This window comes from Pelagibius sp. Alg239-R121 (assembly GCF_947331435.1).
Taxonomy (GTDB): domain Bacteria; phylum Pseudomonadota; class Alphaproteobacteria; order Kiloniellales; family Kiloniellaceae; genus Denitrobaculum.
Window position 1 is genome coordinate 100,469 of record NZ_CAMZOF010000011.1, and the last position, 24,884, is coordinate 125,352.

General features: G+C 57.2%; 23 protein-coding genes. 8 read left to right on the forward strand and 15 right to left on the reverse strand.

Annotated features, from left to right (window positions below; all coding sequences use genetic code 11):
* Positions 1-75: 75 nt before the first annotated feature.
* The 3 genes from QMZ18_RS30005 (at position 76) to QMZ18_RS30015 (ending at position 4,773) form a co-directional block, all read left to right on the forward strand.
* Positions 76-1,020, forward strand: coding sequence for an ABC transporter substrate-binding protein (locus QMZ18_RS30005; protein WP_282610094.1), 945 nt, complete (start codon positions 76-78; stop codon positions 1,018-1,020).
* Positions 1,021-1,678: 658 nt separating this feature from the next.
* Entirely contained in the window at positions 1,679-2,695 is a 1,017-nt protein-coding gene (locus QMZ18_RS30010; RefSeq protein ID WP_282610095.1) for a glycine betaine/L-proline ABC transporter ATP-binding protein, read from the forward strand.
* Between the two features lie 119 nt (positions 2,696-2,814).
* Positions 2,815-4,773: a proline/glycine betaine ABC transporter permease gene (locus QMZ18_RS30015; protein WP_282610096.1), complete on the forward strand. Its 1,959-nt coding sequence runs from the start codon at positions 2,815-2,817 to the stop codon at positions 4,771-4,773.
* 177 nt (positions 4,774-4,950) lie between these two features.
* On the opposite strand, the gene QMZ18_RS30020 is transcribed toward QMZ18_RS30015, so the two are convergent.
* Positions 4,951-5,457, reverse strand: a complete 507-nt coding sequence (locus tag QMZ18_RS30020; RefSeq protein WP_282610097.1) for a GNAT family N-acetyltransferase — start codon at positions 5,455-5,457, stop codon at positions 4,951-4,953.
* 182 nt (positions 5,458-5,639) lie between these two features.
* Between QMZ18_RS30020 and QMZ18_RS30025 the strand changes: the two genes are divergently transcribed.
* On the forward strand, positions 5,640-6,626 hold the full coding sequence (locus QMZ18_RS30025; protein ID WP_282610098.1) for a DMT family transporter: 987 nt from the start codon (positions 5,640-5,642) through the stop codon (positions 6,624-6,626).
* Here QMZ18_RS30025 and QMZ18_RS30030 read toward each other — a convergent pair.
* Together QMZ18_RS30030 and QMZ18_RS30035 are read right to left on the reverse strand one after the other, a co-directional pair.
* The gene (locus tag QMZ18_RS30030) at positions 6,615-7,496 is read right to left on the reverse strand and encodes a PEP-CTERM sorting domain-containing protein (RefSeq protein ID WP_282610099.1); all 882 of its coding nucleotides are present in this window, start codon (positions 7,494-7,496) and stop codon (positions 6,615-6,617) included. The two genes, QMZ18_RS30025 and QMZ18_RS30030, sit on opposite strands and share 12 nt — an antisense overlap.
* A 262-nt stretch (positions 7,497-7,758) precedes the next feature.
* The gene (locus QMZ18_RS30035; protein WP_282610100.1) at positions 7,759-8,301 is read right to left on the reverse strand and encodes a cysteine hydrolase family protein; all 543 of its coding nucleotides are present in this window, start codon (positions 8,299-8,301) and stop codon (positions 7,759-7,761) included.
* 535 nt (positions 8,302-8,836) lie between these two features.
* On the opposite strand from QMZ18_RS30035, the gene QMZ18_RS30040 reads away from it, so the two are divergent.
* On the forward strand, positions 8,837-9,511 hold the full coding sequence (locus QMZ18_RS30040; protein ID WP_282610101.1) for a PEP-CTERM sorting domain-containing protein: 675 nt from the start codon (positions 8,837-8,839) through the stop codon (positions 9,509-9,511).
* Positions 9,512-9,566: 55 nt separating this feature from the next.
* On the opposite strand, the gene QMZ18_RS30045 is transcribed toward QMZ18_RS30040, so the two are convergent.
* Positions 9,567-10,964 (reverse strand): adenylate/guanylate cyclase domain-containing protein, encoded by a 1,398-nt coding sequence (locus tag QMZ18_RS30045; protein ID WP_282610102.1) that lies wholly within the window; start codon positions 10,962-10,964, stop codon positions 9,567-9,569.
* Positions 10,965-11,369: 405 nt separating this feature from the next.
* Positions 11,370-12,344 carry a haloalkane dehalogenase gene (locus QMZ18_RS30050; RefSeq protein WP_282610103.1) on the reverse strand — a complete coding sequence of 325 codons (975 nt, stop codon included), beginning with the start codon at positions 12,342-12,344 and terminating at the stop codon, positions 11,370-11,372.
* 139 nt (positions 12,345-12,483) lie between these two features.
* Between QMZ18_RS30050 and QMZ18_RS30055 the strand changes: the two genes are divergently transcribed.
* Positions 12,484-13,017, forward strand: coding sequence for a MarR family winged helix-turn-helix transcriptional regulator (locus QMZ18_RS30055; RefSeq protein ID WP_282610104.1), 534 nt, complete (start codon positions 12,484-12,486; stop codon positions 13,015-13,017).
* Here QMZ18_RS30055 and QMZ18_RS30060 read toward each other — a convergent pair.
* Positions 13,003-13,974, reverse strand: coding sequence for a LysR family transcriptional regulator (locus tag QMZ18_RS30060; protein ID WP_282610105.1), 972 nt, complete (start codon positions 13,972-13,974; stop codon positions 13,003-13,005). The two genes, QMZ18_RS30055 and QMZ18_RS30060, sit on opposite strands and share 15 nt — an antisense overlap.
* Positions 13,975-14,125: 151 nt before the next feature.
* On the opposite strand from QMZ18_RS30060, the gene QMZ18_RS30065 reads away from it, so the two are divergent.
* Positions 14,126-15,358, forward strand: coding sequence for a TRAP transporter substrate-binding protein (locus QMZ18_RS30065; protein WP_282610106.1), 1,233 nt, complete (start codon positions 14,126-14,128; stop codon positions 15,356-15,358).
* A gap of 18 nt (positions 15,359-15,376) precedes the next feature.
* The gene (locus QMZ18_RS30070; RefSeq protein ID WP_282610107.1) at positions 15,377-16,333 is read left to right on the forward strand and encodes an alpha/beta fold hydrolase; all 957 of its coding nucleotides are present in this window, start codon (positions 15,377-15,379) and stop codon (positions 16,331-16,333) included.
* Between the two features lie 140 nt (positions 16,334-16,473).
* Here QMZ18_RS30070 and doeB read toward each other — a convergent pair whose 3' ends face one another.
* From doeB to ehuA, 9 genes are all read right to left on the reverse strand, one after another.
* Positions 16,474-17,478 carry a N(2)-acetyl-L-2,4-diaminobutanoate deacetylase DoeB gene (doeB, locus tag QMZ18_RS30075; protein ID WP_282610108.1) on the reverse strand — a complete coding sequence of 335 codons (1,005 nt, stop codon included), beginning with the start codon at positions 17,476-17,478 and terminating at the stop codon, positions 16,474-16,476.
* 13 nt (positions 17,479-17,491) lie between these two features.
* Complete coding sequence (doeA, locus tag QMZ18_RS30080) at positions 17,492-18,673, reverse strand: ectoine hydrolase DoeA (protein ID WP_282610110.1); 1,182 nt, start codon at positions 18,671-18,673, stop codon at positions 17,492-17,494.
* 201 nt (positions 18,674-18,874) lie between these two features.
* Positions 18,875-19,867, reverse strand: a complete 993-nt coding sequence (eutC, locus tag QMZ18_RS30085; protein ID WP_282610111.1) for an ectoine utilization protein EutC — start codon at positions 19,865-19,867, stop codon at positions 18,875-18,877.
* The gene (gene eutB, locus QMZ18_RS30090; RefSeq protein ID WP_282610112.1) at positions 19,867-20,880 is read right to left on the reverse strand and encodes a hydroxyectoine utilization dehydratase EutB; all 1,014 of its coding nucleotides are present in this window, start codon (positions 20,878-20,880) and stop codon (positions 19,867-19,869) included. The genes eutC and eutB overlap by 1 nt, the downstream gene beginning before the upstream one ends.
* Before the next feature lie 17 nt (positions 20,881-20,897).
* Complete coding sequence (gene eutA / locus QMZ18_RS30095) at positions 20,898-21,674, reverse strand: ectoine utilization protein EutA (protein ID WP_282610113.1); 777 nt, start codon at positions 21,672-21,674, stop codon at positions 20,898-20,900.
* A gap of 7 nt (positions 21,675-21,681) precedes the next feature.
* The gene (ehuD, locus tag QMZ18_RS30100; protein WP_282610114.1) at positions 21,682-22,338 is read right to left on the reverse strand and encodes an ectoine/hydroxyectoine ABC transporter permease subunit EhuD; all 657 of its coding nucleotides are present in this window, start codon (positions 22,336-22,338) and stop codon (positions 21,682-21,684) included.
* 11 nt (positions 22,339-22,349) lie between these two features.
* Complete coding sequence (ehuC, locus tag QMZ18_RS30105; RefSeq protein ID WP_282610115.1) at positions 22,350-23,009, reverse strand: ectoine/hydroxyectoine ABC transporter permease subunit EhuC; 660 nt, start codon at positions 23,007-23,009, stop codon at positions 22,350-22,352.
* A 135-nt stretch (positions 23,010-23,144) separates the two neighbouring features.
* On the reverse strand, positions 23,145-24,014 hold the full coding sequence (gene ehuB / locus QMZ18_RS30110; protein WP_282610116.1) for an ectoine/hydroxyectoine ABC transporter substrate-binding protein EhuB: 870 nt from the start codon (positions 24,012-24,014) through the stop codon (positions 23,145-23,147).
* Positions 24,015-24,071: 57 nt separating this feature from the next.
* Positions 24,072-24,857: an ectoine/hydroxyectoine ABC transporter ATP-binding protein EhuA gene (gene ehuA, locus QMZ18_RS30115; protein WP_282610117.1), complete on the reverse strand. Its 786-nt coding sequence runs from the start codon at positions 24,855-24,857 to the stop codon at positions 24,072-24,074.
* Positions 24,858-24,884: the final 27 nt, after the last annotated feature.

Below are 24,884 nucleotides of genomic sequence, written 5' to 3' on the forward strand. Positions count from 1 at the left end.
GGGCAATGTTGCGAACAAAAAGCAGATTGTGAAAACAACCGCGGCAAAAATGCCGCCCAATTGGGGAGATGAAAATTGAAGACACTTAAAGGTAAGTTGGTTGCGGGGGCACTCTCCGCAGTGTTGGCCAGCGCCTCAATTCCAGCCTTGGCAGCAGACTCAAACAAGCCAATCCGAATTCCGACACACAACTGGTCAAGTCAGGTTGTGATGGCTCACATCATCGGTGGAATTTTCGAGAGCCTGGGCAACAATGTCGAATATGTGCCCGCTGATTCTCAGGGCGTTTACGAAGCCATCCGTAATGGTGACATCACGATATCACACGAAGTCTGGCAATCTACCTTCGGCAAGTCCTTTTACAATGCCATGGAAAAGGGTGGTTTGATTGACGCCGGGACGCATGAGGCGAGCACCTTGGAAGAACTGGGTGTTCCCAGCTATGTGGTCGAGAACAACCTCTGTCCCGGTCTACCCGATTGGGAAGCGCTGAAGAACTGTCCGGAAGTCTTTGCGACAGCAGATTCCGGCGGCAAAGGCCGAATCCTGGAAGGCCCCCAGAGCTGGCATGGCGACCTCATGCCGGTACGTATCAAAGCGCTGGGACTGGAAGACAAGTATGTCGTCAAGTTCGCCGGCTCCGCCGACGCGATCTGGGCTGAACTTGCTTCCGCTAAGAAGGAAGGCCGCGGCATCATCACGTTCAACTGGACTCCGAACTTTACTGATGCAGATGGCTTCGACTTCATTGCGTTTCCTCCTTACGAACAAGGCTGTAGAGTCGAGGATGGTGGTGACGGCAGTTGCGGTTCGCCTAAGGGCTGGCTGAAGAAAGCGGCCAACTACAAGTTCCCGAAGACGCACCCGAATGCTTACAAGGTCTTCAGCAAACTGTCTTTCTCGACCAAGGACATCGGTCAGATGGCCGCGTTGGTCGACATCGATAAGATGAGCCACGAAGACGCCGCTAAGAAATGGCTGGCAGACCATAAAGACGTCTGGATGCCTTTCACGGAGTAAAACCTCAATCAGGTAGCGATGCTCCTCTGCTTGCAGCAGGGAACCAATCGTTGAGTTGGTACGACCTCCCCTGGCCTCTCGTGGCCAGGGGAGTGATCTGCTGAAGTGCAAGGAAATCCAGGTAACTCGGGAAAAGGGATGCCCCCAGATTTGCGGCATCCAAAACGAGTGACAATGGGTTTGGGTTGGGGAAACGGCCTATTCTCGGCGTGGCGTAGGAAGCGCCCGGGGGACTTCAGGTTTGGCGGCGAAGAACAGTAAAAATAATGACCGCCGGTCTGTATGACGCACGCATCGATATGCTTCGGGTGGCTTTCCGCTTGGCTGGTTGGGGTTCCCAATAGCCCGCCCCACCTGGGTAGGGCACAATTGGCCCGCCGGTGCGTTCGATCAACTTGAAACTCAACCGGGTTTGTAACGCCTTTCCACAATCGTAGGTGTCATTCGCGCCGCGCAGAGTGGCAAGCGCCGGTGGCCCTGAACCTCAACGACTTCGGTTCGATGGAAAAGCGATATTGTTGTCGGCTGCTATCCTTAGGAAGGTTAGATGTGTACGCTAAGCAATACGCAGGTAATCATGAGAGATATCCGTAAGGATTGATAAATGCCCAGAGACGTAGCCAAAGAAGACACGCACCCCGTTATTAGGTGCGATTCGGTGTACAAGATTTTTGGCGGAAATGCAGAAAAAAACATACGCGACGCTGACGGCGCAATAGACGTTAAAACACTTCAGGATGCCGGTTGCATTTTCGGGGTGAACGATGCGTCTTTCGAGGTTCACAGAGGCGAAATGCTGGTGGTCATGGGGCTATCGGGTTCCGGAAAATCAACTCTGCTTCGTTGCATTTCGCGTCTGACAGATACGACTGCCGGAAAGATATTCATAGATGGCGAGGACTTACTCGCCATGAATGCCAAAGACCTGATCGAACTCCGCCGCAACAAGATGGGCATGGTCTTTCAAAGCTTTGCCTTGCTGCCTCATAAGACCGTGCTGGAAAACATCGCCTTCCCGTTGCAGATGAAGGGCGTCAGCACGCAAGACAGCATCAAGAGAGCGGCCGCAATGGTCGAGCTTGTCAGTCTCGGCGGACGCGAGAATTACTTTCCGAGACAGCTATCCGGCGGGCAGCAACAGCGCGTCGGGATTGCCAGGTCCTTGGCGGTCGAACCCGACATCTGGTTTCTTGATGAACCCTTCTCCGCGCTTGACCCGCTGATACGAAAAGAAATGCAGGATGAATTTTTGCGACTTCAGGGAATGCTCAACAAGACGATCCTCTTCGTGACGCATGACTTCGATGAGGCTCTGCGCCTGGCCGACAGAATTGCGATCATGAAAGACGGAATAATTGAACAGATCGATGCACCCGCCAACATCGTGCTCAATCCTGCCACCGAATATGTGGCCAAATTCACCAATGACGTGCCGCGCGAGAAGGTGTTGAAGTGCGGAGACGTGATGGAAGAGGTCGGCGACCCTTCAGGCATCAGCGACATGAGCGTTTCAAAGGATGCCATCATCGAATCCGTTGCCGAAGCCGTACTGAATGAACCCAAACCGGTCCCCGTTACCAATGGAAACGACGAGATGATCGGCGTCCTGAACAGTAAAACGATCATCCATATTCTGTTCAGCAAGAGCAGCGCAGGAACTTCGCCTGTCGCTTGAAAGAGTTGAGAGTGATCATGAGTCAATTGATAAGACACTCAAGATTAGCGCAGTTCACCACTCTGTTGGTTGTATTTTTCCTTCTGTGTCTTTTGATTGAGCCATCTGAAAGCAACATCTTGTGGCGGCTGCCTGCGTTGTTGGCTGCTGTGCCGACGGCGCTGACGGATACGGTCAACTATCTGATTTTCGATTGGGCGCCGATCGAGATCTACAATCCGGAAATCGAAGACTATGAAGAGTCTTCGCTGTTAAAGGAATTCACCAGATCCATTTCTGGTTCTCTGCTCTTTTGTATCGAGTTCATTCGTGAAGTTCTTTTAGGTGGCGTTAAAACGATCGTGGCTTTTACAAGCTGGGATTATGTCCGCGAAAACAGCTGGGCTCACTGGCCTGCACTCCCCTGGACCGTGGTTACCGGTGCAGCCATCTTGTTGGGATACGCCCTCAGTGGGAGGTGGCTTGCCGTCTTTGTCGGATTTGCGACGATCTATATCGCGGTCTTCGGACAATGGGAGCCGGCCATGGAAACGCTCTCGTTCGTTCTGATTGCGGCGCCGCTTTCCGTCCTTCTGGGTCTTGCCTTAGGGGTTCTGGCCTATAAGAGCCGAAAGGTCGAAGCGACATTGTGGCCGTTGCTCAACATTGCGCAGACCATGCCGCATTTTTCCTATTTGGTTCCGGTCACGGTTCTCTTCGGTGTCGGTGATCACGCTGGCGCTATCGCAACGGTCATCTTTGCAACCCCGCCGATGATTCGCCTCTCATTGTTGGGACTTAAAGCGGTAACACCGGAAGTGATCGAAGCGGGCCTGATGAACGGCTGCAACAAATTCCAACTGTTGTTCAGAGTGCTGATTCCGACGGCAAGGCGGAACATTCTGGTCGGTGTAAACCAGGTGATCATGCAGTGCCTGGCAATGGCGGTCATTGCCTCTTTTATTGGAGCCAAAGGCCTGGGTTACAATTTGCTGCTTGCCCTCAATCAGTTGAGAATCGGACAGGCTCTCGAATTGGGCATTTGCATCGTGCTGATCGCCGTCGTCCTGGACAAGCTGTCTCTAGGTTGGGCAAACAAGCAGGTCGATTATTTTGCCGACCTTACTTTTTCCCAGCGCCACAAATACGCAATCATGTTTCTTGGTATCTTGTTGGCCGGATCGCTGTTGGCCTACTTCGGAAAGTTTATTTTCGAGGGTGGTGTCAATTATTTTTACCTCATTCCGCACAACAAGGGCGTTACGACGGAATTCCTTTGGCAGGCGGGAGTCGACTGGATGGTCGACAATTGGTACCAGGGTCTGCAAATCTTCAATACGGCACTGATCGTAAATGTGCTGGTGCCAATGAAAAACGCTTATCTAGGTATGCCGGTGGCAGCGACCTTCGTGTTGGCGATGGGTGTCGGTTACATCGCCGGCGGTATAAGGTCCGCCCTCGTCGTTGGTGGATTCCTGTTGTTCATCGCACTGACCGAGTGGTGGGACAGAGCTCTGATTACGGCTTATATGACAACCTTTGCGGTGATCATTTCAGTTGTGATCGGCGCAGTGGTCGGCATTTTGTGTGCTCAAAACGCCCTCGCGACAAAATTGATACTGTTGCTTTGCGATACCCTTCAGACCTTCCCGTCGTTCATCTATCTGATTCCGGTCATCATGCTCTTCGGTGTCACCGACACGTCGGTGTTAATTGCCGTCATCGTGTATGCCACCATCCCTGCCACCCGCTACACGGTGGAGGGGCTCCGCAATGTACCTCCTTCTTTGCAAGAGGCAGGTTCGATGTCGGGCGTCAACCGCTTGCAAAGATTGACCAGCATCGAACTGCCGCTCGCCTTCCCGCACATCATGCTGGGCATAAACCAGACCGTTGTCTTTGCCCTGTTCATGGTCATTATCGGTGCCATGATCGGCACCGACGATCTGGGACAGTTGATTCTGAAATCCCTGTCGGACAAAGACGGGATCGGCAGCGGACTGATGCTCGGCCTTTGCGTTGCCTTTATCGGATTGGCCGTCGACCATCTGATCCATACCTGGGCGAAAGAAAGAAAAGCCGTTTTAGGACTGGGTTGACGGCGTCGCGTTCGTCGCCGGGGCCACCTAGAATTCGAATGAAAAGGTTCATCGACTGGAGGACGCCGCGAAGAATTTATAGAAGCGCCCCCTGTAAACCATGATCGCCGGCCCCGAAGCCTTGTGTGACTGGCCGGCCGGTTTCATGAAAAGTTCTACAGTGGTTGGGGCGCGTGGCTACAGCGCGTTAGGGTGCCGAAAAACCATATCGGTTGGATCTTGACGGACTGCTGCCGTATCCAATGCCGCGCCTAGCCGCTCCGCGAGCCGGCGGGACCGCATATTGTCGGGATCGACGTAACTGACAAGAGTCTCAAGGCGGCGTACTTTGAAGGCCCAGTCGCGCAGAGTCTGCGCCGCTTCAAAGGCATAGCCTCTTCCCTCAGCAGAAGGATAAACGAGCCAGCCCAGTTCATGTTCGGGAAAGAGCGGCCCGTGATTAATGCCCACCTGCCCGAGACATACGCCGGTATCGCGATCCTCCATCATCAAAGCACCATGCCCCATAAGCGGCCACTGGGCCAGATCGTGGCAGAACATACCCCAAGCGGCAAACGTCGAAAATGGGCCACCCATGTAAACCGAGCGCGCTGAAGACATCATCTCAGCATACCCGGACCAATCGTCCATCCTGGGAGAACGGAGCAACAGTCGCTCAGTCTCAAGGGTTGGTACATCAGTCATTTCATATCTCATTAAAAGCCGGTTGGAATCAGGGAGCGATTGTTTACTGTTCGTTTTAGCCATGTTAAGCGGCAGACTTTCGCAGCGCGATCAGTTTCCGCAAAACCTGCCGGCCAACCGCTTTTGCCTCCTGTTCCATCGCTTGAGATTCGGAAACCGAAGTCTTTTTCCAACGCCTTTTGATGGACCTGCAGGTTGCGGAGAGCTACTACGTTACTCGACCTCATCACGAGGCCGACACCCATGGAGCCTTTCGCATCGCATTCCCTCCGTCCACCGCATCAAAATTTATCCCGGCAAGATCCGACAGCCTGCGTGGCATTGCTTGCATGGCCGGCGGATTGTTTTTGTTCGCGGCGGTGGACACGCAAGCCAAATTCCTGACCGAGAGCCTGCATCCCCTGCAGATTGCCTGGTCGCGTCAGTTAGGGTTGCTGGTTGGCGTGTTGATCCTTTTAGCCGTTCGAGGCCTTGGCGTGCTGAGCACGAAACATCCCTGGCTGCAGATCGGACGGGGGGCCCTGGCGGCAGGCTCGGCCAGCTTTTTCATCGTTGCGCTCACCTACGTACCTCTCGCCGATGCCGTGGCCGTCAGTTTTGTCGCGCCGTTTCTTGTAACGATCCTGGGTGCGCTTTTGCTCGGCGAACGCGTCGGACCACGCCGCTGGACCGCCATTGCGATCGGTTTTCTGGGCATGCTGATGGTGACTCGCCCGGGATTGGGCGTGGTCCATCCCGCAATGTTTTTGGTGTTGGTGGCCGCAACCTTCTTCTCTTTTCGTCAAATCCTGTCCCGAAGATTAAGCGGATCCGACCGAACCGTGACAACCGTGGCCTATACAGCGCTGAGCGCCAGCGTGCTCTTGAGCCTGCCGGTGCCGTTTGTCTGGCAGACGCCGGATTGGGGGCTGGAGGCAGGCCTGTTGGTCAGCATCGCGCTGATGGCGGCGGTGGCCGAAATCATGGTGATCAAGTCGCTGGAACTGACTCAAGCCGTGGTGCTGGCGCCCGTGCACTATAGCCTGCTGATTTGGGGGACGATGTACGGCTGGCTGATCTTCGACCAGTTGCCGGACGGCTGGACATGGCTGGGTGCGCTGATCATCGTCGCAACCGGAATCTATACACTGCACCGCGAGCGTCTGGCGAAGGCTGATTCAGGGCCTTGAGTCTGATCGTTTTTGACGCTTCCAGCCATAGCCGATAAGGGTCAGGAACCCAAAACCCGTCAGCAAGAGGCTCGCAGGTTCAGGGATGGGCGTGACCCGGGTGGATTCGATGACCGAGACGGCATTGATATCCTCGGTGTTGCTTGAAAAGAGAGCGTCTCCGTCAAAGAACAAACTGGCCGTGTTCGTCGTGGGATTGTACTCGACGAGATCGTCTCTTCCGAAGCTGATGCCTCCCAGCGTCGCATTGCCGAAGGTGGACAGGATGAGATTGTCGTTGGACAGAATAGAGACGGCGTCGATGTCCTCGGAATTGCTGGAAAAGAGAGCTTCTCCGTCGAAGAACAAACTGGCCGTGTTCGTCGTGAGATTGTACTCAACGAGATCGTCTCTTCCAAAGCTGATACCTCCCAGCGTCGCGTTGCCGAGGGTGGACAGGATGAGATTTCCGTTGGACAGAATGGAGACGGCATCGATGTCTTCGGTGATTGAGGAAAAGAGCATACTGCCGTCGAAGAACAAGGTCGCCGTATCCGTCACGGGATTGTACTCGGCGAGATCGTCATCCCTGACGGTGATACCTCCCAGCGTCGCGTCGCCGAGGGTGGACAGGAGAATGTTGCCGTTGGGCAGAATGGTGACAGCGTCGATGTCTTCGGTGATTGAGGAAAAGAGCGTACTGCCGTCGAAGAACAAGGCCGCCGTATTCGTCACGGGATCGTAGTCGGCGAGATCGTCATCCCTGAAGGTGATGCCTCCCAGCGTCGCATCGCCGGCAGTGGACAGAAGGATCGTGTCGGCCTGCGCAGAAGACACACCAAACATCAATGTCGCGGCCAGGATCCATGGCATAGGATGCAGAGGTTTCATATGACCCTCCTCATCTAAATCGACATTTCCGGTACAAACCCCGGTTTCTGACGACATTGTACGCCTCAAAGCCGTCTCGGGCAATGTCAGGCATGGTGCAGCGCGGGAGCGCATTTTCCTGGATTGACCATCACCCGCCGTGAAAGCGGTTTCCACAAATGCATATAGAGCCTGCTCCCGTCACCAATCCCCACATGCCCTCAATGAGGTTTAACGCGCCCCGGGCTCAAGGCGAAGCCGGAGAGTGTGCTGACGGCCCTGCTCACGAAAGCCGGTCAAAATCGAAGCTGATCGACTCGCCGAGACTCACGAATTGCCACCCGAGGACAAAGTTGTGATGATCGATAATCTGTTGAGCCTTGAGGTATTCGTTATCCCAGGTGCTGTGGGCGTCTCTGAGGAGCGTGGTTCTGTAGTCGAGGCTGCGGGCACGGCGACAGGTGGTGTCGATACAGAAATCGGTCTGGTTGCCCAACACAACCAGGTCTTTCGCACCCAACCCATCCAGTTCATTTTTTAAGCTCGTGCCGTAGAAGGAATCCGGAGTGGTCTTGGCAACAACAACATCACCCTTCCGGGGTTGGACCTCATGATGAATCTGCCACCCCTTACCCCCTTCTTCCAACGGATGGCCGCTGCCGCCAGCATGCTGAACATAGACAATGGATAATCCCGCGACTCGCGCTCGCTCAAGCACACCGCCAATCCGGGCCAGAATCTTCTCACCATCATAAACCGCGGGAATTGCATCGCCATCATAGAAGGCGCGTTGAGCATCTATGACCAGCAAAGCTGTCCTGCCCATCGCCGGTTCCTCCACTGCAGTTTGCGATCTGGGTAAATTTCACTATAGCCCGTGAAGAAGATCAGTTTCATCTCCAGATCCGCATCAAGGAACGAATAGAAAGGCGTCAGAGCGAACAGGCGAGCCCCTCGGCGTTACCCGGCGGAGAACACCTGCCTGAAGAGCTGCGATTTTGGTCAAACTGCAAAATTACATTTTGCTCATGCAGCTTTACGGGTTCATCGCGCGCATCTGTGGGGGTAATAAGACATCTGCCTAAATAAATTTGCAGACCAATAATATTTCCAACAGCCCGTTCGGGGTTCAAATAAAATTTAAAACGAAGGGAGCGAACGATGTCGTCCAGACTGTATTTGCTCAAATTGCATTTCCGCGGATTGTGTTTTCGGCGTCTGTTCAGAGAGCTGCACTTGACAGGTCTTTTGCTTAGCGGGTCTTCAAAGCGCTGTGAGGGCCTGACGTCCTCCTGTCGCAGGGATGACGACCGAAGCGGGCATGGGATCAGGTTCGCGGGTCCAGAATGGAGAATCAGATTATGAAAAAGTTAGTGCGCAGAGGGCTGGCGCTGGCATGTCTGCTCGCCGCCAACGCCGTGACGCCGAGCGCGTCGGCGGTCGTCATGACCTTTAACAATTTTGCCGACTTTCAGGCTGCGACCCAGGGACTGACGGTCGAGACTTTCGATGGTGCGCCTTGGGTAGACGGCAGCAATCCAGATGGTACGGTGAGCCTCGGGCTGACCTGGACGGCGGAGACGGACCTTTTTGCGGACACCAGCGTTTCGCGCTCCGGTACGCGCTCCATCTCCGACGGCGAGATACCGCCGTCGGACAATTTGGAACAAATCAATGCAGAGCTCCCCCTTGGCACCAGAGCGATCGGCGCTTTCGTGGATACCTTTGGTGAAAACCACGGCGTCCGCATGACCGCGTCCTCCCAGTCGGATAGCCTGCTCGGGGTCGTCGAAGGTCCCATGACGGCGGCCGGCAGCTTCTCGAGCTTCCTGGGAATCATCAGCACGGGAATCCCGATTGCGCGAGTCTCCTTCGTGATCGACGGCGATGATATAACGGGCAACAACTTTGCAGTCGACGATGTGCACTTTGGTCAGGTTGCCGTTGCCGTCCCTGAGCCCACGACTATGGCGCTGTTCGGAGTCGGACTTGCCGGACTGGGATTTGCGCGGCACCGGAAGGGTCGTTCGATGTAGCTGGTAACATGCCTCACTAGAGCCTTCAGCATGACCTTCAGCCTGCACCGGTGGGTCAATCGGGCCGGCCGGATCCTTGACGCAGTTCTGTCTCCGTCTCGGCTGCCGTCGTGAAGACGGCCACCGATTCCGAAAATCCACGTACGGCGACCTGGCCCATCTCACGCAGGGTGATGCCGGGGAGACGTTCGACGGTAGCGGTGTCGATCAGGATCCGCGTGCCGCGCTCCTTGTTGAGCTCCTCAAGACGCGCCGAGAGGTTTACGGTATCGCCGTAAAGCGAATAACATTGCCGGCCGCCGCCACCGACGCTACCGGCGATCACCGGACCGGTCGCGATGCCGGCGCGGATGGCCAGGCGCTCGCCGTTGAAGGTCTGGTTCTCCGTCAGAGCGGCGATATCCAGAGCGGCGCGCACGGCCTTGGCGGCGTGCTCCGGATCTTTGACCGGCAGGTTGAAGGTTGCCATGATTGCGTCACCGATGAACTGGGTCACCACACCGTCGTATCGGTTGATCGTTGCGGTCGCCTCGTCGAAAAAGGCATTCAGCACGTCGACCACGCGCCGGGCTCCGCTCTCCTCCGTCATCTTTGTAAAGCCTGCAACGTCGATGAACAGAACTGTCGCCGTACCCTCGACAGGTTCCAGCAGACCGCGGTCGTTGATCAGCGCGTCGGCGATGGCCTTGGGCACGTAGCGGCCAAAAACATCTGTGAGCGCACGCCTTTCCTCGTCCAGCTCAAGCTGCCTCCGCACCGTGCGCCGCGCCCGCCACACGACCCCGGCAATCAGAACTGCGACCAGAAAGTAGGCCAAAGACTCCTGGATCCGACTGCCGGTGCCGACGAAGTTGGGGCTGAGAAAGACCGATATGAAATGTTCTGTGGTCGGTGTCGTACCAATGTCGGTCCAATCAAGGCGTTCAGGCATATCGCGGATCGCCCAGGCGAAGGCGCCGAGCCAACCGACGACGACCATGACCCCGGACCAAAGTACTTTGCCCGGCGAGAAGCTAAAGGCGGCTATACCCAGGATCAGGAAATAGAAGGGAAATATGGTGTTACGAAACAACATGACCTGGGGCACGTCGATCGTATCGTAAACTGGTTGGGTGGCCATGAGCAGCGACAGGATCGCAATGTCGACGGTGATGAAGGCATATTTGAGCCAGGGTCGGTCGTAACGTGAACCGATGAGGACGAAATGGAAGATGCCGAGTGCAGCAAAGACGGCGATGCCGAGGCCGAGATCAAGTGCATGCCCCGGGTCAGCCAAACGCGTCAGGACCAGAAAGGCGCCGAGCAACACCAATGCCACGAGACGACCCTTAAGAGCGATGCGCAGGCCGGCCTGCTCGGCTTCGCGAAAAGTCTCAGCGAGAGCAGTGTCCGTCGTCCCGCTAACGGATCCGGACGCGCCTGCAATGACCTGTTTTTCTGGTATCCGGGTCAATTTCCCTGCCTTTCCTCTCAAGTGCCAGATCGGGCGGCTCAGACAACTCCGCCATTAGCACTTAGGGATCAGGCCATTGAATCAGAAGACGTCAAGTCAAACCAGGAAGGACGCGCCATTTACAATGCAGCGGTACTCTCCGATCGGTGCATGCGGAGCTTTCAACGCAAAACGGTCATTGAATGGGCTGAAGCGAATAGGCGAACCGGGTCGGGTCCTGCAACTGCGAGGACGCCACGACCTCATATCCTCCGAATGAAGAGCAAAGGCACGAGCCGTACCTGATCCAAACGCCTTTCTCAGCGCCAAGTTCCTAACACTACACGCCAAGCCCGATCACCGGCAGACAAATGCCCACCCCAAAACCTTGAGATGGGCATTATTTCTCAGAACATTAAATCAGCCTCATTCAGGTAACCACTCGGCAATAGCTTCCCCAATGTCATTAGGGGAATCTTCCTGAACGAAATGAGATCCCTTAACGGTAACTTCCTTCAGGTTCGGCCAAGTCCGAACGAAGTCTCGTGCGTAGCCGACGAGGAAAGCCCCCGGTTCGGCATTGATGAACAGTTTCGGTAGGTCATCGGATTTTGAGAGCCATTCGCCGTAGGCTGCCACAAGAGCGACCGTATCGGCGGGTTCACCGGCGATCGGCAACTGCCGCGGTCCGGCCAAGGTGGCGCGGCGTGCTTCGCCCGCTTCTAAAAACGGCCGGCGGTATTCAGCGTGCTCGGCTTCACTCAGGTCTCGCAAGATGGCGCTTGGCAGCAGGGTTTCGATAAAGAAATTTTCTTCCAACGCCATTTTCTCACCCTCTGGAGAGCGGAACTTGCCGATCGGTCCGTGTAGTTCCTCAGGGAACTCGTCCCAGCTTGGAAATGGCGTAACAATGGCTTCCATAAACGCAATGGCCTTCACGGCATCGCGGTGCTGATTGGCCCAGTTGAAGCCCACGCCTGAGCCCCAATCATGTAATACCAGTGTCACGTTCTTTTCGACGCCGAGCGCTTCCAACAAAGCGAAGGTGTATGTGCTGTTTTCTGCCAGAGAATAGTTGCCATCACTCGTGTTATCGAGTTTGTCGGAATCGCCCATGCCGATCATATCGATGGCAATCAAGCGTCCTCGCCCTTCCAGGTGTGGCATGACGTTGCGCCAGAGATAAGAGGATGTGGGATTGCCGTGCAGAAACACGATGGGATCGCCGGTGCCCTCATCAATGTAGGCCATTTGTTTGCCGAGGATAGTTTTGAACTGCTTTTTGTAACGCAGGGCTTCGGTGTCACTAGTCATTTCGGATGTTTGCTCCAAGGATTGTCGTTTCTGTTCAGTGCCGTCAGCGTAGATGGATTTGGCGGACCCAATAAGCGCGCCTCCCATCAGAGCGCCCAAAAGAATGTTTCGGCGCGATAACTCGAACATGGATCTTCTCCGGTGTATTATATGAGTGAGTCATACAATACACATACCGATATGACTGTCTATTGTTTTTTATGAGCCAGTCATATAAAAATATCCAATGAGCAAAAATGCCTACCTAACCAATCTCCTGGGCGCCTTCGCCACAAGCGTTTCCGCCGGGATCGAGCAAGAGATCTCCAAGCTGGGCGGTCGGAGCCTTAGCCACGAGTCTGCCCTGGTGACAATCCGTAACCACCCCAGCGACAGTATCGACGTTCTAAGCAAGGTGTTGGGGTTGACGCATTCCGGTGCCGTTCGCCTCATCAACACCCTGGAGCAAGAGAAATTGGTCGAGCGTCACCGCAATCTCGATGACGGCCGGTCTGTAGTACTACGGCTGACTGCTTCCGGGCGAAAGCGGGCCGATAAAGTCCTCCATGCCCGCGAGCAGGTGACGGCTAAGGTCCTAGACTCTCTAACCGCAAGCCAACAGCAGGCGCTCGGCCCTGTGTTGGAAGCCGCCCTGAATCAGATAACCGACGGTGAGGAGGCCGCGCGGCGTATCTGCCGTCTTTGCGATGAGGGCGTATGTCGATCAAAGGGGTGTCCGGTCGAACGGGCCGCTATTCCAAAGTCGCTAAGGCGTTCCTGAGCGCTCGCCGCATTTCTTCAGGACGCGGGCTCCCGGCCAGAGGCCCGCTTCGACCGTATCGATGATAAGCCCTTCGATGAAATCGATCGCTATATCATTCGGGGTCGATCCATCTTTTCGAAGAAGCCCGAAAAGGCTCACGTTTCGCCAAAAGCCCGGCGCTTCAACCGGTAAGACCCTCACCATGTCGTGCTCGATCTCATTTGCAAGGTGAGCATAGGTCGTCAGTGCACAGCCCACGCCCCGGCGAACCAGGTCCTTGATGATTGCCATCGAGTCGAGTTCAACGGCTACGTTGGCTTCAACTTCGTACGCTTGCGACAGTGCTTCGATGTTGCCCCTCAAGGGGTTTGGACTGCTCGGTGCTATCAGAGGTAACCGCAATAGAGCCTGAATATCGGTGAGGTCGATCGATCCGATATCGGGCATAGGAGGGACTGGGTTCATTGGGCCAATCAGAACCAGGGGTTCTTCGAACAAGGGGCGTGTCCAAATCCCGGCGAAGGAAAGTGGCTCAGGTGCGACACCGATGTCGATCGATCCATTCTGTAAACCGGAATAGATCAATGGAGCCAAGCCCTCGACGATCTTTAGTTTGGCTGCCGGGAACATTTCGGCCCAACGGCGGATGAGCATGGGGGCAACGGCCAAACCCTCGCCTGTGGTCAGGCCGATCGCCACGTCCTTTACTTGTGCCTCAGATTGATGCGACAGCAGATCCTTCGCTTGATCGAGTTCAACCAGCAGCGGCATCACTCGTTGGAGGAAGAAGTCGCCGGCGCCGGTAAGTTCAACGCCATTTCGAGTGCGTTTCAGGAGATCAACGCCGAGATCGGCTTCGAGATTTTGGATTTGCCGAGAAACCGCTGGCTGCGCCACGTTGAGACGCGCAGCAGCTTTAGTGAAGCTCCGAGCTTGAGCCACGGCGGCAAAATACCTGAGGCCACGGAGGTTCATCTATCCAGCCAGTGCATGTACTTAAGAGTTGTATTCCAATTCAGCATTTAACTCATTCATATATAGCATTTGCTACATACTAATAAGATCACCAGTCTGCCGCCTATGAAAGCGAAATCAAAATTTGCTCAGTTGATCTAGGGAGGAAGTCATGATCGAAGATCGGCAGAACGGGATCTCAAAGCGGGAATTTTTGAGCTTGGCGAAGCAGTACGGGTTATCCTCTGTGCTGTTTGCAGGTGCGGCCGCAACGGGCCCGCTCACGCTCGCAAGTCTCGCGGTGGCGGCCGAATCAACCTATCAAAAGCGCTTCGGGAAGGAGCCTAAGTTCACCCTCAAATTCGGCGCGGCCGGTTTCAGCCCGAGAACGGAGAACATCCTTGTCACCGGAGGCGTGCATTTCGCCCGGGACTTGGAAGAACGTACCGACGGAGAGATCCGGATTGAGTATTTCGGCCAGAATCAGATTTGCGGCGAGCTCAACTGCGTCAAGAAAACCCAGCAAGGCATTATCGACCTTTTCACCGCCTCCACACAAAATTCAGCAGGCGGAGCGCCTTATCTCAATGTACTCGATTACGCCTATATGTTTCCGGGCCGGTCCGCACAGTACCATTTTCTCTACCATCCCAAGAGCGAACAGCTCCTTCGTGAACCGCTGCGCAAGCGTCATGGAATCCACATGCTGTTCTCTCACTGTGAACTGCGCGGGTTGATGCTGGGTTCAGCCTGGGGCGACAAGCCGAGAGTCACTTCGGTGAACGATCTTGCCGGCACGAAGAACCGCGTCACCGGGACGCAGCTCGGCCGGATCGCGATGCAACAGCTTGATTTGAACCCGGTTCCCGTCGCCTGGGAAGAAACCCTCGATGGGCTGAAGCAAGGATTGATCGACGGTGCCGAAACCTGGGCGTCAGCCGCCGCTTACGCAAATATGAGCCCTGTGATGGGACAGGCGGTCGATCTCAGGATGTTCTGCGGAACCGAAGCGACGTCCATGAACGCATCCGTCTTCGACGGGCTTCCGGGTGAGCTTCAGGATGCCGTGATGGAATCGGCCTATCAGACTCAGATCTATGTCCAGAATGCCCAGGAAGCCGCCCTGATCAATGTCGTAGGCGCCAGCAATCCACAGCATCCAGACACAATTTTTGGCAAGGCAGGCGTGCCCTTTGTCGAGCTTTCACGTGAAGCACTCAAAGAAGCGGAAGAACGCTCATCGCCAGAGTTCAATCCAGAACCCTGGGAGTCGTGGCGTGAACGCTTGAACGAATGGTCAGGCGGCCTCGATACTTACACCGAGATTCACAAAATCGCTCGTGAAGTAAGTGCCGACGTTCTTCCGGAAAACGTTGAGCCGCGACGATGGTGGCGCTCGGCTTAGAAAGGGGCAGTCCTGACAATGACAAACGACACATTTGATCATTACACGACGACCGTCGACGGCCTGGACTGGCATTGGGTCGAGGCGGGTAGCGGCCCTGCGGTGGTGCTGCTCCACGGCATTCCGGAGAGCTGGCGGTGCTGGCAGCATCAGATCCCGGTCCTAAGCAAGCAGTTCCGTGTGATTGTGCCGGATATGAAGGGATACGGACAATCCGGAAAGCCGAAGGGCGATTACGCTGCAAGCGTGGTCGCTGAAGAGACGCTGGCATTCCTGGACAGCATAGGAGTCGAAAACTTCCACATTGCGGGCCATGACTGGGGCGTCGTCGTTGCCGACAACATCATCAGCGCCGCGCCACACCGGATCGAACGCTATGTCCGATGCTGCCTCTCGCTCCATACCTATGACGCCCGAAATTCGCTGCATCATCAATGGAACGGACTCAACCCCGAGAAGGCCGCGGCGCTGATGAAGAACGCGGAGGCCTATGTCCGGGTCTGGTTCGACACCTCCTGTAAAGCCGAGACGAGGCCTGACGAAGCTGAGATCGCCGAGATCGTGAAGGAGTTTTCCTACCCCGGAATATCGGAAGTGGTGCCGCTCTACTTTAGCCATATCAGGCACAGCAACCCGGTTGACTACTCAAAGTTCACGATGCCGGTGCTGTACATCCACGGCGAGCATGATCCTCGGCAGCCGATTGATTACGCGAAGGGTATGGACGAACACATTCCAGGCCTCGAGGCCATTCTTGTGCTCGATTCAGGACACTTCGTTACCTGGGAATGCCCGGAAGATGTATCAAATGCGATGAATTGGTTTTTCCATTCAATGCTTGCGTCCGGGTTGCCGATCTTCGAACGGTCTCGGCACTACGGGCTCCCTACCCGCCCAACCCGGGAGCGCGATGGCTGGGGGGCCAATCCTGGGGTGGCGGCTAGCAAGGAGGAGGGAGACCCAACAGCCAACTAAACTAAACTAAGCTAAGCTGCTCGGGTCACCACTCAACCGATGGAGGTTTACCGGGCGGTGCTCAATCTCGCACAGAGTAGCGAAACCGAAAGCGAGATATCAACGCACTGCACCTCATCCGATGGCAGTCTTGTCTACGGTTACTCGGCAACCCCAACCACAGCCAGGAAGTCGCCCGACTTGACCAGTCCGGGGAAGTGGCGCCCGGCAATAATACCGTCGATCTTAGCCCGGTATTCCACCGGCGCGGCACCGGTTTTGCCGATCGGATGCACGCGGGCGATCACCTCGCCGGCTTTCACCAGATCACCGAGATCACGGCAAACTTCGACCAGACCCGGATCCTCCGCAAAGACAAAGCACTCGCCGGAAGGCATGTCGAGCCAGCGGGTCGGGGCTTGCTCGATCTCGCCGGTTAGAATTCCCGAATGGCAGAGCAAGTTCCGCACGCCGCGTTTGGCGATCTCGATGGTCTCGGCTCGCGCCGAGCCACCGCCGCCGAGTTCGGTGGTGACGAAAACCTTGCCCATTTCCTCGGCCGCCGTGTCGTACATGCCGGCCGCGTCGATCTCGACCATGCGCAGAGACCAGGGCGCGGCGAAAGCGGCAACACCGGCGAAGCACTTCGCTTCCTGATCCTTGTCTTCCAGAGTGTGCGCTGCGGCAAAAGGCAGGAAGTCGAGCGTCTTACCACCGGAGTGTATATCCAGAACCACGTCGGCAAGCGGCAGGAGAGTTCGTTGAAAGTAGTCAGCCAGCTTCTCCGTCACCGTGCCGTCCGGGCGGCCGGGGAAGCTTCGGTTCATATTGCCCTTATCGATGGGTGAGGTCCGGGTTCCCGCACAGAAAGCAGGATAGTTCATGGCTGGGATAATGATCACCCGGCCGGACACTTCTTCTGCCGTCAGCTTTTGCGCCAAGTCAAAGAGAGCAACCGGACCTTCGTACTCATCTCCGTGATTGCCGCCGGTCAGCAACGCTGTCGGCCCTTCACCGTTCTTAACTACGGCCAGAGGAACCATCACCGAACCCCAGGCAGAATCGTCCCGGCTATAGGGCAATTGCAAAAAGCCGTGATGCACGCCGTCAGCCTCGAAATCGACAGTGGCAGTGATCGACGAAGGGCGCGTTTCCGTTTTTGTCATGGCTTGCACTCCGTCACGACTTCACAAAGAGCTTGCGCGGCGTGTTGCAGAGGCACTCCGCGCCGGCCTCTGTGATCAGAATCGGCTCGGTGATCTCCAGACCGCCGTCGTCCAGCCAGATCGCTGGCATGAAATGGAACGTCATACCGGGTTGCAGGACCGTCTTGTCGCCGGGGCGGAACGACATGGTGCGCTCACCCCAGTCCGGCGGATAGGAGAGACCGATCGCGTAGCCGCAGCGGCCCTCTTTCTCGATGCCGAATTTATCAAGGGTCGTGAAGAAAGCTGCCGCCAGGTCTTCGCAGGTATTGCCGGGCTTCGCCGCTTCCAGGCCGGCCGCAGTGGCTTCCAGCACAGCGGCTTCGGCATCCAGATACTTCTGAGGCGGCTTGCCGAAAAAGATTGAGCGCGACTGTGGGCACTGGTAGCGGCGGTAGCAGCCGCCGATCTCAAAGAAGGTGCCTTCGCCGTCTTTGAAGGGCCGGTCGTCCCAGGTCAGGTGCGGCGCGGTCGCATCCACGCCCGAGGGCAGCATCGGCACGAACGCAGAATAATCACCCCAGTGGCCGTCGGCGCCTCGGATGCCGGTGGCATATATCTCGGCGACCAGTTCGTTTTTCGGCAACCCCGGTTCGGCCAGCTCGAGGATCTTTGCATGCATGGCTTCGACGATACGCGCTGCCCGGCGCATGAAGGTGATCTCGGTCGGGCTCTTGACCGCCCGCTGCCAGTTCACCAGACCGGTCGCATCGCTGAAGCTGGCGCCGGTCAAATGGCTCTTGAGCGATTCAAAGGCCGCCGCCGAGAACCAGTAGTTGTCCATCTCCACCCCAATGCGCAGACTGTCCCAGCCACGGCTTTTCAGACTGTCGGAGAGATGATCCATGGGGTGGCGTTCGGTCGACTGAACGAAGTGATCCGGGTAACCGACGATATTGTCCTCGGCCATGTAGACAGTACGGCGCGCGCCGTTGCCGTCCATATTGCGGCCCCACCAGACCGGCTCGCCGTCCAGCGCAACGACAACCGCCTGATGCACGTAAAAGGACCAGCCGTCATATCCGGTCAGCCACGCCATGTTCGAAGGGTCGGAGACGATAATCAGATCCACGCCGGCCTTCTCCATGGCGCGCCGGGTTTTGGCAAGCCGCTCGGCATATTCGGCGCGGCTGAAATTCAGGGTGATGTCGGGCACGGCAGTTCTCTCGATAGGGTTTGGGGGTTAATACCTAGGAGCGTTGATAATGACCCTTAGAGACTTCTTTACGCGTCTTTCAGATAGGAACGAGCGGCGCAGCGATGCGGTGCATCGGAAGTCGCACGGGACGCAGCCTGAAAGTCGCGCGAAGTCGCCGTTTCGGTTGTCTATAGGGGTCATTATCAACGCTCCTAGGTATTAGGCATCAAATCTGGTTCCACGTTGGGCGGTCTCAGCCCGGGCAACGGTCAAAGCGGCAATAGCAGTATCCTGCACGCCTGTCCCGGTTAAATCGCAGAGGGTGATCTCGCCATCGCTACGCCGCAGCGGAGTACCGCCCGCAATGACCGCGCCCAGTTCGGGGAAATCGCGTTCGGCCGGGACGACCCCTGCATCGATGGCATGATGCAACTCTCCAAGGCGGCGTGTTTGTGAAAGGCTGTCGGCAACATAGTGATCGGCACGCGCGAAGACCGCGGGATCCAACTCATTCTTGTGCTCGGCGTCCGAGCCCATAGCAGTGACATGCTGCCCGGCCTCCAGCCATTCGGCATGGAAGATGGGCGCGTCGGCGGGGGTCGTGGTGACGACGATGTCGGCGCCCTTTGCCGTCGCTGAAGGATCGGACACCGCGGTCACGGATATTCCCAGTTCGTCGCTCAGCGCCTTGGCGGCGGCAATGGCCTTATCGGCGTGGCGGCCCCAGATCCGCGCTTGTCGGATCGGCCGTACCAGCGTGAGGGCTTTGAGCTGCAGCTGCGCCTGAACGCCGGCCCCAAATACAGCGGCGGTTTGGGAGTCCTGCCGCGAGAGATGCTTGGCGGCAACGGCACCGGCCGCTGCCGTACGAACATCGGTCAGATAACCGTTGTCCAGCAGCAGTGCCTCGATCATGCCGGTCTTTGCTGAGAAGAAAACCATCAGGCCGTTCACGCTGGGAAGGCCCAGTTTGGGATTGTCGAAGAAACCGGGGCTGATCTTGATCGCAAAGCCATCCAGCCCGGGAACATAAGCGGTCTTGACGTCGACTTCGCCATTACTTTCGTGAATGTCCAGCCGCAGGATGGGCGGCATCACCACGCGCCCCGATGCCAGGGCGGTAAAGGCATTTTCGACACATGCGACCGCATCCAGATCGAGCGCCACCAGATCGCGCAGTTCGGACTCGGTCAGGATGCTCATACTCGGCATCATGTTTCTCCGTAGATATCCGGCTCTTCGCCGGAGATGACTTTGTGATGCAGCGCCATGTCGATGTTGCGCCCTGAAACCAGAGCCACCAAGGGCCCTTCTGCCTGAACCTTGCCCGCCAGCAGGGCGCCGATCCCGACCGCCCCGGACCCCTCGATGACCTCCTGTTCCCGCCAGTAGGCATGGCGGATCCCCTCGGCGATCTCACTTTCGCTGAGAGTGACGATGTCGTCCACAAGCTCGCGCACCATGGCAAAGGTATAACGGTTTTCCAGGCCGATTCCGCCGCCCAGCGAATCCGCCAGGGTCGTCATCTCCTCGACCGGAATTGGCTTACCGGCTTTCTGGCAATCGCGCATGGCGGCGCCGCGTTCCATAGAGATTCCGATGACACGTACCTCTGGCCGGGCAGACTTGACTGCCAGCGCCAATCCGGAAATCAGACCTCCGCCCGACAAGGGAACCAACACCGTATCCAGCGCCGGAAGATCTTCCAGAATTTCGAGGCCCAGCGTCCCCTGCCCAGCGATCACGGCGCGATGATCGAAGGGCGGCAGCATGGTCATGCCCGCCTCACGCACCAGGCGGTCAACCTCAACTTGGGCGTCGTCCTGAGAGCGCCCTACAATCCGCACTTCAGCACCCAGAGCCTCGATCCCCGCAACCTTGTTACCGGGCACCAGCTCCGACATGCAGATAATGCAGCGCACGCCCGCTGCCTTCGCCGCATAGGCCAGGCCCCGTCCGTGATTGCCGGTCGATACGCCCACGACGCCGCGGGCCCTCTCCTGCTCACCGAGCGACAGCACGGCATTGGTCGCGCCGCGCAGTTTAAAACTGCCGGTGGTCTGCCGATGCTCCAGCTTCAGGTGCACAGGAACGCCGCACATGTCGGTGAGCGCCGGCGAACGGACCAGCGGCGTCCGGACCACGCGGCCCGCAATGCGCTCGCGGGCCTGCTCAATTTCTTCGGCTGCAATCAGACCGCTGACCTTGCCGGTACCTTCCGCCATATCTTTCCCGTCTTACTTCAGGTGGCCGTTAAGGGGCAGCGCAGCAGGTGGCCATAACCCTCAATCGCCGTCACGACGCCAGCGCGCCGCAGGGCCATCCAAACACTGGCCTGATTGGAGGTTACCACCGGTTTACCGATGGCTCTCTCGATTTCTCCTGCAACCTCCGCCGCACGCAATGCGGTGCAGGAAATGAACAGGGCATCGGCACTCTCCGACATGGCTTCCCGCGCTGCTTCCACGATGCTCTGCGGCGTCACCCGCGCCATAACCCGGTCGTCCTCGAGGCCGAAACATCTCAAGCCCTGCACCTCGAATCCGTGGGCCTCGAAATAGCGCGCCATCGGGGCCGAAGTCTCCTTGGTATAAGGCGTCAGCATACTGATCCGCTGCGCCCCCAGGGCGCCCAGTCCCCTGCAGACGGCGGACGGCGGGGTGACGACGGCGGCACCGGGTTTGCCCAGCGCAACGGCCGCCTCCACCTCTTCGTCACCGATCACCACCGATGCCGCCGTGCAGGAGTAGCAGACCACATCCAGAGCTTCATCCGGCAGCAGAAGCGCCGCGGTCTCCGACAGTTTCGTCTGCATCTTGCGCAGATTGTCCGGTGTGGTGGGGTTGGCGTAGGCGATGCGGCTGCAATAGAGATCAACCGCATCTCTTGGAAGCATACGCGCGAAATCCCGCTCGGACGTCAGGTCGGTTGCCAAGAGAATCAGGCCGATACGTTTGATCACATTTTCATCATCATAGACGATGCGAGTGTCGGCTAAGCGCAGGGCGGATGCCTTCATAGTCACCCTAGCCCACCCGTTTGAAGCGGTTTTCAAGCCACCGGAGCAGAACGACAGAAAAGACACTGATGATAAGAAAAAACACACCGACCAAAGTCATGGGTTCCAGATAACGATAGTGGAAGTTCGCGAGGCTGCGCGCCTGGTTCATCAACTCCAGTACCGTGATTGCCGCCAGCAGCGGCGTCTCCTTGAACATGGAAACGATGTAGTTGGCCAGGACCGGGATCATGGGCGGAATCGCCTGAGGCAGGATTACATGGCACCAGGTTTGCGGCATGGTCAGGTTGGCAGCCTTGGCGGCCTCCCACTGACCGCTCGGAACATTGTCGATTCCGGCGCGGTAGACCTCAGACGTATAAGTTCCGTAGTGCAGCCCGAGGCCGATGACACCGGCAACCAGAGGCGACAATAGGATCCCGATATCGGGCAGGATATAGAAGAGGAAATAGAGCTGAACCAGCAGGGGCGTTCCGCGCACGAAGTCAATGAAGAAGCCGACCGGCTTAGACACGAAGACATTTCTTGAACGCCTGAGAATCGCGAAAAACATACCGACGACCATGGCGACCGCCGAACCGAGCAACGTCGCCTGGATCGTAATCACCACACCATCCAAAAGTGTGGGGATGATTTCGGCGGCAAAGACCCAATCCCAGTCCATCTCTACAGATCCTAACTTCTGGTGCCGTCGAGGCCGCGGGCCAGATGCCGCTCAAGCCCGCGAATGGCGGTGGAAATGGCGGTGGAAAAGACGAAATACAGCAACAGGATGGTCAGGAAAGGAAGAGCTGTTTCGCCGGTTTGAGCGCGCACGACCTGGGCTTGAAAGGTCATGTCCGACAACGAAATCAAGGACACGACTGCGGTTCCCTTCAAGAGCTCGATCGCGTTGTTACCGAAGGTCGGCAGCATCAGGACAAAAGCCTGCGGCAGAATCACGTGCCGCATCCGCTGCCAGCCGGTCAGATTCAGTGCCGTGCAGGCTTCGTACTGCTCCTTGGGTACCGACTGAATGGCGCCTCGCACTACTTCAGCCCCGTAGGCACCGACGTTCAGTCCCAGCGCGAGAACACCCGCCTGCAGAGGTGACAAGGGAATTCCGAAGAGCGGCAGCACAAAGTAAGCCCAAAAAAGCTGCACGAAGATCGAGGTGCCGCGGAAGAACTCGATGTAACCGGTCGCCAGCCAGCGAATCCACCAGTGTCTCGACAAACGGCCGAGGCCGCCGAGGAATGCCATGATCAAAGCAACGACCGTCCCAAGGACAGTCAGTTGCAGCGTGACCAGAGCCCCTTGAAGGATCAGCTCCAGATAACCGGACCACTGCGCCATAGCGAATTTCGCAATCTTCTCTTTTCACACTTTCCAAGGCATGTCCCCACCCGGCCTTTGGCGGATGCATGACGCCCTGGGAAAGAAAGGCAGAGGGGCACAGTTTCTAAACCGCACCCCTCTCCGGTCATCAGTTCAGTTCGGGCCGCCGCAGAGCTTCTCGCGGCTGGTCAAGCTGGCCGCTTCGGCGGAATAGCCGAACGGCTCGACGATCTTGGCGAACTCGCCACTCGACTTCATTTCAGCGAGCACCTTGTCGTAGGAGTCCCGCAGAGCACCGGCGCCTTTGGGGAAGGCAACGCCCGCACAGAAAATCGGCGTGTTCTCAACCGGCGCGAACATTTCCAGGCCCGGGTCGTTGGCCTTTTTCAGAAGATCGCTGATCGAGAGCACCGGCAGGGCGTAGACGTCGATCCGGCCGTCCTGCAACATCTTCAGCCCGCTCTGTGGGTCGGGCACCACGACCACGCGCTCCCGGGGGACGCCGGCGCCGAGAGCAAGCTTCTCCTCGGTGCCGCCGCCCACGACGCCGACCTTGGCACTCTCGGAGGCCGCGATGGCTTCGAAACTTTTGACCCCGAGCGGATTACCCTTTTTGACCGCAAAGGATTCTGCATCGCAAAGATCGGGTTCGGAAAAGAGAACCGCATTGCAGCGCTCCGGTTTGATAAAGAGGCCTGCTGCAACCATATCGAAACGCTTGGCCTGGATACCCGGAATCATCGCGCCGTATTCCGAGATGGAAGCAACGACGTCGCCGACTCCAAGGCGTTTAAGAACCGCGCGCGCCACTTCCGGGGCCGCGCCGGTGACCTTTCCGTCCGACTTCACTTCGGTCCAGGGTGGCTCGTTGGCAATTGCGATGCGCGCAAACCCCTGTTCCTTCAAGCGTTCTAAATCGCCCTCGGCCCTGACATCGCTCACGCCGCCGAGCGATGTGACGAGAACCGCAGCCACAGCAGCGGTCGGCAGGATCGACCGGAAGGTCGTCATTAATCTGGTCATCTGCTTTTCTCCCTTTTTGGTTTATTGTCGTTCAAGTCCGTTGCAGCGTCCGGCGGATCAGATCCGCTGCCCCGCAGCGATGATCTTTTTCAGGAAGGCCTGTGTGCGTTCTTCCTTCGGCTGGGTGAAGATATCGTCGGGTGGCCCTTCCTCCACGATCCGGCCGCCGTCGAAAAACAGGACGCGGTCGGCAAAATCATGGGCAAAACTCATTTCGTGCGTGACCAGCAGCATGGTCATGTCGGTTTCCTCGGCGAGGCGCCGCATGACGTTGAGCACTTCCTCAACCAGTTCGGGATCCAGCGCAGAGGTCACCTCGTCGAACAGCATGATCTTGGGCTGCAAAGCCAGGGCGCGGGCGATCGCAACGCGCTGCTTCTGGCCGCCCGAGAGCTGCGCCGGTTTCGCATCGGCCTTTTCGGCCATGCCGACCATTTCCAACAGAGTCATGGCGCTGCGTTTCGCATCTTCGCGGCCGGCACCTTTGGTCAAGATCGGCGCCAGGGTCACATTTTCCAGAACGGTCTTGTGGGGAAAGAGATTGAAGAGCTGAAAGACCATGCCGATCTTGGCGCGCATCTTATGCAAATGGCGCTCGTCGGCTGGGATCAGCCCGCCTTCGTGTTCGCGGTGCCAAAGCTGCTCGCCATCGACCTTGATGGTGCCGCCGTTGATGGTCTCCAACGTCATCAGGATGCGCAGGATCGTCGTCTTTCCCGAACCTGAAGGGCCGATCAACGCCAGCTTTTCGCCCGGCGCGACGTTAAAAGAGAGGTCCTTGAGAACCTCCAAGGCGCCAAAGCTCTTGGACACGCCATCAATTTCGATAATCGGCTGAAGCATGAAGCCGTCGTTCCCCGCCTGAGACCC